12 protein-coding genes and 1 pseudogene are annotated in these 12,106 nt (G+C 53.0%); 7 read left to right on the forward strand and 6 right to left on the reverse strand.

Annotation, left to right across the window (positions count from 1 at the left end):
- Positions 1–32: 32 nt before the first annotated feature.
- Positions 33–1,355, reverse strand: a complete 1,323-nt coding sequence (aptA, locus tag ACR0D8_RS00110; protein ID WP_480643816.1) for an omega-aminotransferase AptA — start codon at positions 1,353–1,355, stop codon at positions 33–35.
- A 155-nt stretch (positions 1,356–1,510) separates the two neighbouring features.
- On the opposite strand from aptA, the gene ACR0D8_RS00115 reads away from it, so the two are divergent.
- From ACR0D8_RS00115 to ACR0D8_RS00130, 4 genes and pseudogenes are all read left to right on the forward strand, one after another.
- Positions 1,511–2,065, forward strand: a complete 555-nt coding sequence (locus tag ACR0D8_RS00115) for a cupin domain-containing protein (RefSeq protein ID WP_480643817.1) — start codon at positions 1,511–1,513, stop codon at positions 2,063–2,065.
- Positions 2,066–2,627: 562 nt separating this feature from the next.
- A pseudogene (locus ACR0D8_RS00120) lies at positions 2,628–2,993 on the forward strand (MFS transporter); the annotation flags it as partial.
- Positions 2,994–3,098: 105 nt separating this feature from the next.
- On the forward strand, positions 3,099–3,848 hold the full coding sequence (locus ACR0D8_RS00125) for an MFS transporter (RefSeq protein ID WP_480646330.1): 750 nt from the start codon (positions 3,099–3,101) through the stop codon (positions 3,846–3,848).
- Positions 3,849–4,115: 267 nt separating this feature from the next.
- Positions 4,116–4,763, forward strand: a complete 648-nt coding sequence (locus ACR0D8_RS00130) for a MarC family protein (RefSeq protein WP_480643818.1) — start codon at positions 4,116–4,118, stop codon at positions 4,761–4,763.
- 77 nt (positions 4,764–4,840) lie between these two features.
- Here ACR0D8_RS00130 and ACR0D8_RS00135 read toward each other — a convergent pair whose 3' ends face one another.
- The 5 genes from ACR0D8_RS00135 to nthA form a co-directional block, all read right to left on the reverse strand.
- Positions 4,841–5,236 (reverse strand): YybH family protein, encoded by a 396-nt coding sequence (locus ACR0D8_RS00135; RefSeq protein ID WP_480643819.1) that lies wholly within the window; start codon positions 5,234–5,236, stop codon positions 4,841–4,843.
- 25 nt (positions 5,237–5,261) lie between these two features.
- Complete coding sequence (locus ACR0D8_RS00140) at positions 5,262–6,815, reverse strand: class I adenylate-forming enzyme family protein (protein WP_480643820.1); 1,554 nt, start codon at positions 6,813–6,815, stop codon at positions 5,262–5,264.
- A gap of 272 nt (positions 6,816–7,087) precedes the next feature.
- A complete protein-coding gene (locus ACR0D8_RS00145; protein WP_480643821.1) occupies positions 7,088–7,435 on the reverse strand; it encodes a nitrile hydratase accessory protein in 348 nt (115 codons plus the stop codon).
- Positions 7,422–8,078, reverse strand: coding sequence for a nitrile hydratase subunit beta (gene nthB / locus ACR0D8_RS00150; RefSeq protein ID WP_480643823.1), 657 nt, complete (start codon positions 8,076–8,078; stop codon positions 7,422–7,424). The genes ACR0D8_RS00145 and nthB overlap by 14 nt, the downstream gene beginning before the upstream one ends.
- A gap of 3 nt (positions 8,079–8,081) precedes the next feature.
- Positions 8,082–8,729, reverse strand: coding sequence for a nitrile hydratase subunit alpha (nthA, locus tag ACR0D8_RS00155; RefSeq protein ID WP_480643825.1), 648 nt, complete (start codon positions 8,727–8,729; stop codon positions 8,082–8,084).
- 506 nt (positions 8,730–9,235) lie between these two features.
- Between nthA and ACR0D8_RS00160 the strand changes: the two genes are divergently transcribed.
- The 3 genes from ACR0D8_RS00160 (at position 9,236) to ACR0D8_RS00170 (ending at position 12,032) form a co-directional block, all read left to right on the forward strand.
- The gene (locus ACR0D8_RS00160) at positions 9,236–9,523 is read left to right on the forward strand and encodes a DUF3303 domain-containing protein (protein WP_480643826.1); all 288 of its coding nucleotides are present in this window, start codon (positions 9,236–9,238) and stop codon (positions 9,521–9,523) included.
- A 109-nt stretch (positions 9,524–9,632) separates the two neighbouring features.
- The gene (locus tag ACR0D8_RS00165; protein WP_480643827.1) at positions 9,633–10,445 is read left to right on the forward strand and encodes an SDR family oxidoreductase; all 813 of its coding nucleotides are present in this window, start codon (positions 9,633–9,635) and stop codon (positions 10,443–10,445) included.
- A gap of 427 nt (positions 10,446–10,872) precedes the next feature.
- Positions 10,873–12,032, forward strand: a protein-coding gene (locus tag ACR0D8_RS00170; RefSeq protein WP_480643828.1) for an IS3 family transposase whose coding sequence is annotated in 2 segments (ribosomal slippage) — positions 10,873–11,122 and positions 11,122–12,032 — 1,161 coding nt in all. Because the reading frame shifts where the segments join, the coding sequence is not laid out codon by codon here.
- Positions 12,033–12,106: the final 74 nt, after the last annotated feature.

Consider the following 12,106-nt stretch of genomic DNA (forward strand, 5'->3'; position numbering starts at 1 on the left):
TGTCAGTCCTTTTTGGGGTTAGAGGTCAGGGGTTATGGCAGGTCAGCCAATACCTCTCCAAGCGTTTGACAGAGCGTCGTTATTTCCGGTTCTGAGATGATCAGAGGTGGCGATAAGGCGATGATGTCTCCGGTGACACGGATCATTATTCCGGCGTCCCAGGCCCGTTTCATCGCATCATAGCCCCTTGCACCTGGCGCGCCCTTTCGTGGTGCCAGCTCGACCGCGCCCACCAATCCCAGATTGCGGATATCGATAACGTTCGGCAGACCTTTGAGGCTGTGAAGCTGATCCTCCCAGGGCTGCGAAAGCAATGCAGCGCGGCGGAATAGATCATTCTGCTTGTAGCTTTCCAAAGTCGCCAGCGCCGCGGCGCAGGACACAGGGTTGGCGGAATAGGTATAACCGTGGAACAGTTCAATCGGCGCATCGGCGTTTTCCATCGCCGAGTCATATATCTTGTCGGATACGATGACCGCTCCCATCGGAATAACGCCGTTGGTCAGGCCTTTGGCGGTTGTGATGATGTCCGGCTTCACATCAAAATACTCTGATGCCGTTGCCGAACCCAGTCGACCGAACGCAGTGATAACTTCGTCGAAGATCAACAGAATGCCATGACGGTCACAGATTTCGCGTAGCCGCTTCAAGTATCCTTTCGGCGGCAACAGCACACCGGTGGACCCGGCCATCGGCTCAACGATTACTGCTGCAATGGTCGACGCATCGTGAAGCGCGACCAATCGTTCCAGATCATCCGCCAGTTCGGCGCCGTGCTGCGGACAGCCGCGCGAGAATGCGTTTTTTCCCGGGTCATGCGTGTGACGCAGATGATCGACTCCAGTAAGGAGCGTTCCGAAATGCATGCGGTTCTTAACGATACCGCCCACCGAGATGCCACCGAATCCGGTACCGTGGTAACCACGCTCACGCCCGATCAAACGCGTGCGCGCCCCATCGCCGCGCATTCGATGGTAGTGAAGCGCTATCTTTAGCGCCGTATCGACGGACTCGGAGCCAGAGTTGGTGAAGAATGCGTGGTTCATTCCCTCAGGCATCATCGCGGTCAGCTTGGCCGACAACTCAAATGCCTGAGGGTGGGAGAACTGGAAGTTTGGTGCGTAATCCAACTCGTGCACCTGTTTCTGCACCGCTTCAACGATCAGCGGATCACGGTGCCCCGCGTTGACGCACCATAGTCCGGCGGTGCCATCCATGACCTTACGACCATCGGAACTGGTATAATACATCCCCTCGGCCGATTGGATCATCCGGGGCTCGCGAAGGAAATCACGATTGGCCGAAAACGGCATCCAGAACGATGACATTGTGTTGGGTTGATCGAGCACGTTCATTCCTCGTGAAGCAGATTTTCATTTGATGACAAATCCTTGCAGAGTTCAGACCTTCCGCACACCCGGCTTTATTTTAATCTGTAAGTTATTGAAAAAAATCGTTGCGCCCCTAAAATGCTTTCGATCCAAAGCAAGAAAGCACTAGAGTAACGGTTTTGTCATCAGATCTCGAAACGGCACGTCGTCTAAAGTTGATTCGGACGACCAAGGGCCTCAGTCAACGTGAAATGGCCAAACGCGCGGGAGTGGGCAGCGGAACGATTTCTCAAATCGAAAGCGGTTCAACTCAGCCATCCGTGGCGTTGCTAAAGAAGATCCTTGCCTCGGTAGACGTCAGTTTGGGCTTCTTCTTCAGTTTTGAATTGCAAAACGAGGAGTCGTTTTATTACCCGCACGAAAGAATGCGCGACTTGGGATCACCTGGAGTCTCCTATTTGCTTGTCGCAGGAGAGCGCCGAGACAGAAAACTCCAGATGCTCATAGAAGAGTACGATGTCGGTGCCGACTCGGGCCGATCTGAACTGTCGCACGAAGGAGAGGAATGTGCGGTTGTGATAGAGGGCCGCCTTGAAGTGACCGTAGATGGGCAGTCCAGGGTTCTGGGTCCCGGGGACGCGTACTACTTCGCAAGCATATTGCCACACAGGTTTCGGAATGCCGGTGATACGCCATGCAAAGTGATTAGCGCATGCACTCCTTCGTCGTTCTGACTGAATCACCAGAGCTCTATTGTCAGCGATTTCAATATTTCGCGGGATGGTCAAATTCGACAACCAACTCAGATTGTAGAGATGATGTCGCCATTCATGATCAGGGGCCAATTGTCGCCTTTCTCACACGGTCCCCGACGGCGGACCTTCTAGAATTCGCGCTTGCTGCGAATGGCCGGAATGCGGGCTGGCGGCTGCAGAAATCCAACGAAGTGCTCAAAGTCGGCTAAGGGCCGCTTATTGAAGTCTTGATCACAACGCGGAAAAGGTCTGCGTTGCCAGATATTTATGCTTTCAGAAGATTTTTCCGAAAGGAATTTGTACCCGTCGATAGCGATTTATGATTTGCCAATAGGCTTGAGACACAACCTCTTTGATCATGTATTATAGTTACTCTGCACCGACCGATGCGTAGCGCAGAGTTTTGTAGGAGCGGTTTGTATTGGGTGCTGACAAAAATGATCGTTGGCGGCTTCTGGGTGCGATCCTCGGGGTGATCTTGCTGGACGAAACAGCGGTCGGCGTTTCGCTTCCAACCATACGCGAATAACTAGGTCTTTCTGAGATATCGGCTCATTGGGTGGTCAACATTTATCTTCTGACACTGGCCTGTTTGGTGGCCGTAACGGGTCGAATTGGGGACAGAGTCGGAATTCGCGTTCTTCTGACCGCAGGTCTGTTAGTTTTTGGTGTGGCGTCCGTTGTCTCAGGATTTGCTCCAGACGGGCTAACGCTACTTGTAGCGCGGGGTATTCAGGGCGTGGGCGCTGCCGCAATCTTCCCACTGTCTCTGACGTTGATTGCCTTGTCATTTGATGGTGCTGAGCGCGGCAGAGCGTTGGGTGTATATGGCGCGATCGGAACCTGTTTCTTGGCGGTTGGTCCATTGGTCGGTAGTGCACTGATGGCGGGTCTGACCTGGCAGTGAATCTTCTGGATCAATCCAGTGGTCGTTATGTGCGTCGCCTTTGTTGTCTGGCGGTTTTAGCGTGATCCACCAAGACAAATTGAAGAGCATTTCGATTTGGCAAGTATGGTGCTTCTGGTCTTCGGCCTCTCGCTTTTGGTCTATGGAATAATGCGGGGACCTGACATTGGTTGGCACCAAAGCAATGTACTCGCCGCCCTCGTCGTTGGTGTTCTCGCACTTGTGGTATTCGTGTTTGTTGAAAACCGGCGCAAGGATCCTCTGGTCGCGGTTGCTCTCTTTCGAGATCCGACATTCACCACCTCCAACCTGAAAGTCGGAACTGCCCAATATGCCAAGATTGCAACATTTGTATTTGGCTCGATGTATCTCCAGACTGCAAAAGGCTGGGGCCCGTTCCTGGCTGGGTTGGCCTTGCTGCCAGCTGTCGTTCCCACAACCATTTTTGCGCCAATTGCCGGCAAATTATCAGACCAGCGCGACACCTGCTGGCCCGCTCTTGTCGGATTGGTACTCATCACCATTGGTCTCAGCCTGATTGGGGCGGGAATGATGATCAAAACAAAGGCACTTATTTTCCTTGGCTTCGTTTTGTTCGGCACTGCTGTTTCGCTTATGTTTGTTCCGTCTCAGCGCGCTGTCACGATGTCGGTCCCTCCCCATATACAGGCACAGGTGGGCGGGATCAAACTTTTAAGCCAACTGATTTGGGGAACCGTCGGCATGGCGTTGTTCAGCACTATACTGACGGTGATGTCGTCACATGCAGCGGTATTTTGGCTAGCTGCCTTCGTGTCTCTAACGGTTCTCATCTATTCCTACTTCGCGATTGATGAGCGGAAACCAGCGAATTAGGCCGCTCAATCAAAGTTGCAAACCAGCAGCGCCTTAGCGTCAGGAGCCGAACAAGTTGCCTTAGACAAAGGATTCCTTTTCAAATTTCGCGACAAGCAAGCTATCGGCAGATTGCACGGCTCCATTTGTCCAGCCCTGCGATGCCCAATGTCGGGTTTGGCCGTGCGCGGATCAGTTTGTGTTATATGAGCTAGAATAGCTTTATGACATCAGCTATTTTATTCCGGATTGGGCTTGAAACGGCGCCCCAATCTCGTGAGGGATTGCATGTTCAACCAAGACTTGTTTGTTGATTTTTTGCTTGCTCTTCTTGCATTCGTAAATCCGCTCTACACGGTGCCCGTCTTCGTTAGTATGACTAAGGATTTCACCACAGTGGAGCGTCGACAAACATCCGTCGCAGCCGCTGCGACAATGTTCTGCGCGCTTATTGTCACTGTGATCGTCGGCGATCAGCTCCTAACGCTTCTGGGCATCCACTTGCCATCGTTCAAAATTGCCGGTGGCCTGATTATTCTAGCCCTCGCATTTAAGATGCTCTTTGTTGTTAAGGACAAAGTTGAAAAAGATGTGTCGTCAGCTAAGGCTTTCGCCGCTTCAAAGAAGAAGAATATCGGTGTCTATCCTTTGACGATCCCGCTTCTCGCGGGTCCGGGTATGTTCACGACAGCAATCATTTTTAGCAGCCGGTTAAAAACCCTTGCCGACCTAACTGCGATACTGGCGGTCGCCGTAGTGATCGCTACTCAGTATTGGATTTCTATGGTTTTTGCGAGCCTCAGCGCGCGATATCTGAATGAAACAACAGTTCAAATCGGCACCAACATACTGGGCATTTTGTTGGCGGCGGTCTCTGTTGAACTGATGCTTTCAGGTATCGAAGAGTTCGTAAAAACACTAACTGTAACAAATTGATTGCAGCTCGGCGCTTATTGGACGATCAACCCACGTAAATACAGCGTCTGAAGATCACGAACGTGCCTAGTGACACGTCATTCCATTCCGTTAAAAAGCGCGGCTGCGATCTGCCACTCTTCACCCTCTTTCCTGCGAAATTTTAGCATCTGGCGCGCGGGTCGACGGGTCTCACCACCATCGGGCGATTCGAGTACTCTTGCAAAGTGGCATATCACCACCGCTAAATTGCCGGCGCCTTCGATCTCAATCGACTCGATCTCAAAACGCCGTATTGCAGGCCATTCCCTGATCCAGGCTCTGAGTTCACCAAGACCTTTGACGTCGTTCATTTCTGGCGGCATTATCACGGCGTCGTTTGTCCAGTGCTTAATCCAGGACTCGAAATCGCGGTTGGAAATATTCGCGAGTGCTTGCCTGAGCACCTGCTCTATTTCAAGCAGATCGCTTTGCGGTAAGGACATTTCGGCCATTTTAATTACTTCTCCTTGTGCCCAATTAATCTGCGCATGCGGCTGAAAGCCGCTCAGCCGCTAGTTTCTTCAAGGCAAGCCGGTCGACTTTTCCGGTGGCGTTTAGTGGTATCCTGTCGAGAAAAATGACGACTTCCGGTGCTTTGTAGCCAATTTTTTTTCGGGCTAAATCCACAACGTCCTGGCTGCTTGGCGTCGCAACACCGTCTTTCACTGAGGCATAAGCCCAAACGTTTTCGCCGTGCACAGTATCATGCACACCAACCACTCCGGCTAATTCGATCGCCGGGTGCGCCATGACTGCCTCTTCAACTTCCTGCGGCGCAATGTTCGATCCGTCATGCACGATGATCTGTTTTGTCCGTCCAACAAACCAGAAATACCCGTCAGCATCGACTCGCATAATGTCTTCAGTGTTGAACCATCCGTCCTGAACAGCTTCTGCGGTGGCCTTAGGGTTTTTCCAGTATCCCAGGAACATCGGATCACCTGACAGCCACAGGTCACCTTCTTCGACTTCATTCCCGTCAGAGTCACGCACGGACATTGAATAGCCCGGGCAGACGATTCCGACCGATCCTTGTTTGGTTTCCTTGTTGGGAGGGTCAAATAGACAGTCGGCGGCTTCTGTCAGCCCATAGGTCTCTTTGATTTCCAATCCCGTAAGACTGCTAAACTCCTTCTCCAAACTGACAGGAAACTTGTCTCCACCGGTGATGCATAACCGAAGCGAACTGAAATCGGCGCGTTCCGCGTTGTGATCTTGCTGGAGTGCAATCAACGCGGCGGGTAGAGCAACCAAGACGGTGGGGCGCCAACTGCGTAAAAGCGGCAATACCACATCACTATCAAATCGGTGATCAAGTATTACGGGTGCGCCAACCGACAGCGCAGCGAATGCCGTGGACAAACCGCCGACATGAGAAATCGAACCACCCGGGAACACGACATCCTCATTGGTCAGACACATTGCTTGCGCGAAACTTGCTGTGATCGAGCCAAAGCTGCGAATGCTGTGCATGACCCCTTTTGGGGTGCCGGTGCTGCCGGATGTGAAAAATATGAAAGCCAACGCATTCAAATCGGGCTCTGGCAGCGCAATCGTTGGAGGATCAAGCTGAAGCAATTCCTCTAAGGATCGGGCGCCTTGTACATGCCCGCCAACTGAAATCCGCCCCAATGGCAGCCCTTGTGCTTGTTCGCTGGCCTCAAGGTCCTCGAACCTCTCGGCATGAAACAGCATGATTTGCGCTTCACTCACCTTCAGTGCGTAGTCGATGTTCGTTGCTGTGTAACGATAGTTTAGGGGAACTACGACTAGTCCAGCCTTTAGGCATGCCAAATAGTGCACGAGCAATTCGCCGCAATTGGGCACGAGCGACGCGATGCGATCCCCCGGTTGCAGGCCCAAAGCGAGCATATGCGCGGCAAGCGTTTCGATTTGTCGCTTCAACGGCTGCCAAGTCCAGACGTTGGTCCCCGACACTAACGCCGTATCGTCGTGCATATCAGACGCAGCGTGTCCCAGCAGATCATGAAGCGGAGCTGGTCCCTCTAACTCTGGACCGGAAATTGGCATGAGCATACCTCGCTGCGGATACACGTCTCAGATTTGGTGTGAAGGTACCGATAATAAAAATGACTTTGGTTCTTCGGCCAATATAGCAGAATTGTCGTTTCACTCGAGCCAGCAGTTTTGGGCCACAGGTGACGATATTGATCTCCGCGCTCTTTGCCAGGGACGTCATTGGATCGGACGTACAACTAGTGCGTGCACTATGCCTGTCGCAAAGAGTCAACCGACACCATTCGAGACACCTAAACCCCTTTTTGCGACGGGCATACGAGTGTCTAACCCGTTGTAGGGTCCTCTGGTAGAGTGACTGGCTGGCCATGGGGAGTCCGCCGGTAGGCGTCTTCCCAGTCGTTGCGTCTTTGCTGAAGCGCTTCACTAGGAATGAGCGCGTTTTCAGCAACAATGCGCTCCAGTGCCAATAGGACATGACTGTAATATGTGCTGCCATCGGTCGGATCCCCGGCCACGCGGGCTTTTTCGATCTCAGCGGCCAGGATAGTCGCCCACTCGGCCGGTGAAAAATGTCCGGTTTCCTGAAGAGCGATCGATAAGGCAAGCACCTCCGCCTGCCAGGGTTCGGCCAATTTGGCGCTTGCGGTTTGCAATGTCTCATTCTGGCTCAAGGTAGCTCTCCCAAAAGCAAGGAAAGACCATGTCCCCGGAAGCCTTAGCATCGCTCCAAAGTTCTTGAGCAAGAAAGCCGACACTGTAGAGCGGTTCAGGTCTTTCGTCGCCAACGGCGTTGGCATCGGGCAGAACGTGCCAGCCGTGGTATTGCTCTATCACACCGACATGCCCACGCACGTAGCGTGGCAGACGCGTTGCTCCGAGCGGCGAGTGAAATTTAGCGCGGACCCGGTCACCGGGCTTGAAAGCAGGTGGGTCCGCGACGTCGCGACGGCTGTCGAGACCCTGTTCGAGCATTACAGAAACCGCCTCGGGTGGTAGCGGATCACCTACGTCCTTTGGCAGACTGGATGCCACACCGGTTGCCAACTCGTCGATGCTGACCCAGCCCACGTTGGCCAGAACGCCAATATCGCGCCAGTACCAGCGATCAAAATAATCGCTTGTCAGGTAAACATCGGGCGGTATGCATTCCAGAACGTGGCGCAACCAGTCGACGTTGAACCCGCCAGGTTGTGTATAAGACAACTCAAGACAAAACATACGGGCGCGCCACTCGGTCTTTGAAAATGGCTGCTCACGCGATGGATCAACTGGCCCGAAACCATGCATCCCACCCATGTCGTGGACGCCATCCATAACTCAGTTCCCTTGCCCTGTGGTGGTCACTTTGGCGGTGCCGACCATTGCATCGCGCGACACGAGGGCCGCGAGCTCAGCTTCATTGAATCCCTCGGTATTAGGAGGCCGCTCGGGCAACACCATGTAGCGAACGTCGGCGTTGCTGTCCCACACCCTGACTTCAACGTCATCGTCCAGTTCCAAGCCGAACTCCTTAAGCACGCCGCGCGGATCACGCACCACGCGCGAGCGATATTCAAAGGACCGGTACCAGGTTGGCGGTAATCCCATTATGGCCCACGGATAGCAGGAACACAGGGTACAAACGACAACGTTGTGCCGCTTGGGCGTGTTCTCAACGACCACCAAATTGTTGGCTTCGAGTTTGGGGTAGCCCAATTCATCGACCGCCTTTCTGGCGTCAGCCATGAGGCGCTCTTTGAAGGCTTCATCGGACCAGGCTTTGGCAACGACACGTGCCCCATTCTTTGGGCCCACCTCGTCACTGAATACCTCGATCCATCGGTCGATTGTTGCGCTGTTGAGCAGACCCTTTTCGACCAGCAGGCTCTCAAGCGCTTTGACCCGCAGAGCCGGATCAGAAGGAAGATGCGAATGCAGTTCCCTCTCAAGTTCCATTATCTTTTTGGTATCCTTGGGTACTTTCATCTGAAGCCCCTCAGTATGCATTTACATTCTATCACCTAAGTTAGTGGCAAAAAACCAAAAACCTGACGGCCAGAAAATGCGCAGTCAAAATCTGACGGGCATGTTGAAGTCTGACATTTTTTGATCCAACTGACGGATTAACTGCGACAACGTCTAGGGTCAGGGCCTCGGTCAATGGATCATTCCTTTCAAGAAGATCCATGCAGAGTAGTTGATCCAACAAAGTGGTGCTTTGGGCTCTTGTGTTAGTCGCCTTGCTACCCCTCTCGCCTTTCGGCCGAGGTCCGTTGGGTACACCTAACAAACTACCTTTGGGGTCAAACACCTAGGTTCTATGAGAACGGTGTCGGTACTTCTTGCTGTCGCGCGCACCTCTCGCTGAGGAGTCGGAGCAAACCACCTGTAAGCTGAATGATGACAAAACAGGGCGGTTGATCTACAAATCTAATTCCAAATTACCTTGATGCGAAGCTACTCCGAACCTTTTTAAAACCGAGGATCAAACTGTGTATTTTCACATTCATTTTGAGTTCACTCCAGAAACCCGCGACGCTGCGCTAAAGCGGTTCATGAATGCCGGTGACGGCATCCCCGACGGCGTGCAGTCCGTATCCGGTCCATGGTTCTCGACCACTCTTTTGGAAGGGTGGGGTATTGTCGAGGCGGACGATGCTTCAGCGCTTGCGAAGCTGCTAAGCGGCTGGACGGACTTGGCCGTCGACCACATCGCACCGGTTTTGAGCGGTAAGGACGTCCTTGAACTTCTCCCTTTGACACCCAATCCCAACGACTGACTTCGTTGTTAAGAGCTCTGTCCTAGGGTCGTACAGAGAGTCACTTGGCGAAAGTGTGCTTTACCCCGTATTGTTGGAAACAGCCCGAATTCGGCGAAAAGCGATCTGGATGGAAACCTTGGGAAAAACTGCGGTTGTTACAGGAGCTGGCAGCGGTATCGGACGCGGTCTTGCTCGGGTACTATCTAAAGCGGGCATGAACCTCGTTTTGGTGGGTCACCGTTCACCTCCCTTGGAAGAAACGGCGTCCTCATTGATTGGCAATTCAATCATTGTAGAAGCGGATGTTTCAAACCTTGAAGACGTTCAGCATGTGGCAGACGAGACGATAAGTGCTTTTGGTGCGGCCCATTTGCTGTGCAACAACGCCGGAGTGGGTCCGTTTGCGATGACGCAAGAGACGACTATTGAGGAATGGGAATGGGTCCTGTCCGTCAATCTGTGGGGTGTTATTCACGGCGTACATGTCTTTCTACCGCTGTTTGAGGCTCAGAAAGAAGGTCATATCTATGCGACTGCATCAGAGTCAGGCCTCTACGGGGTGCCCTTTCTTGCCGCATACAACACATCGAAATTTGCAGTTGTCGGATTAATGCAATCGCTTGAACGAGATTTGCGGGCATCTGGTTCCAGTGTTACTTCCTCAGTTCTTTGCCCCGGCGCGACACACACTCATCTTGTCGAAGGGGAACGTCCCGGTGCGGCTCAAAGAAGCGCGCCAGTATCAGAGAAAACCGACGAATTCCAAAAAGAAGTTGCCAGGGTTGTGGCGGACGGTATGGACCCTGAAACTGTCGCCGATTGTGTTTTGGAGGGGATGAGAAAGAAGCAATTCTGGCACTTTTCTCACGACCACGTTCCACAAACGGCGTTGAAACAAACTCAGATCATGTCCGATAGTCGTGAGCTCAGCCAGCTATGAAACGGTGTTGTCACGTAAATTTTCAGTTTGGTAGTTGATTTGAACTTCTGATTAAAATTGACGGGGCAGCCGGTTCTTCCCTTCGTCTTACGAATTAGGGCTTGCTGCTATTTTTGTTGGAACTGTCTGACAATCGAAACCATGTGCTGGAAGTTCGTCAAAAATTCTGGCATCCAGACATTCTCTGCATCTGCGAGGACTTCTTACCAGCATGGTACAAAGCAGACATTCAAAAAAGTCAGATGGTCAAAAAGCGTCCAATCCATGGCCATGGCTGGTATTTTCGTTCTGGGACTTTTCACGCCTTGGGTGCAAGGTCGATCCACTCGTTTGTTTCTGGGATACGAGGTGCATGTGCTGTGACCTGCCCCCGAAATTTCCCTCGTTCTGATGTAGAGTTTGCTCAACCTTCTGAAGGAGCAAACGAATGCGAAAGAACCGTTTCACCGAGGCGCAAATCATCGGGATGGTTAAGGAACAGGAAGCCGGGATGCCGACGGCGGAGGTCTGCCGCAAGCACGGCCTCAGCCAGGGCACGTTCTACAAATACAAGTCCAAGTATGGCGGGATGGAGGTGTCCGACGTTGCCAAGATGAGGTCGTTGGAAGACGAAAATGCCAAGCTTAAGCGACTACTTGCGGACACGATGCTGGGTAGTGTGGTTCTGAATGATCTGTTGGGAAAGAACTGACGACGCCGAAGGAGCGGCGAGAGGCAGCGCTCATAGCGATGCGGGATCACGACATCTCTCAGCGCCGAGCCTGCCGACTTGTCGGTGTCGATCCCAATACGGTCAGGCGCGAACGCCTGCCGGACAATCCTGAGATCAGGGCAGATATGAAGGCTTTTGCCGCTAAGCGCCGACAGTTTGGCTATCGGCGGATCGGCGTGATGCTGGAACGTAAGGGAATGATCATGAACCACAAGAAACTCTATCGGCTTTATACCGAGGAGAAACTGGGGGTCAGGCGACGACGAGGTCGCAAGCGTGCCCGCGGATCACGGACACCGATGACAAAGGCTCTGAATCCAGGCGAACGCTGGTTGCTGGATTTCCTGTCGGACACGTTCGGGGCGTCGTGCCGGTTCCGCATTCTGGCGGTGAACGATGATTGCTGCCGAGAGAACCTCTGCCTATTGAGGGATACCAGCATCTCAGGTGCCCGTGTGGCGCGGGAACTGGATGCGCTTGTCTGGATCTATGGCAAGCCCGCCAGCATCGTCAGTGACAATGGAACAGAGTTCACCAGTCGGGCGATCCTGAAATGGGCAAACGACAACGGTGTCGACTGGCATTACATCGATCCAGGCAAACCGCAGCAAAATGCCTTTGTCGAGTCATTCAATGGCAGCCTGCGAGATGAACTCCTGAACGAGGAAATGTTCGACAGCCTCGATGATGCACGCCTAAAGCTGGCGCTCTGGCGTTACGGCTACAACAACGTCCGGCCGCACTCATCTCTCCGAAACCAAACACCCGCACAAGCGCGTCGGACGCTTGAGCAATTTGAGGGCTCCGCGCCCGACGCGCTTGCTCAAAACGAAACCGAGGAATATGAATGCAAGGCCCGCAAACTCTCTTTATGAATGAGGGAGCCTTGCGGGGCAGGTCAGCTGCACAACAATTCGACGTCAAACCCAACCTTAGCCGAGAAAGCTAA

The sequence above is a fragment of the Ruegeria sp. BG10 genome (genome assembly GCF_056538575.1).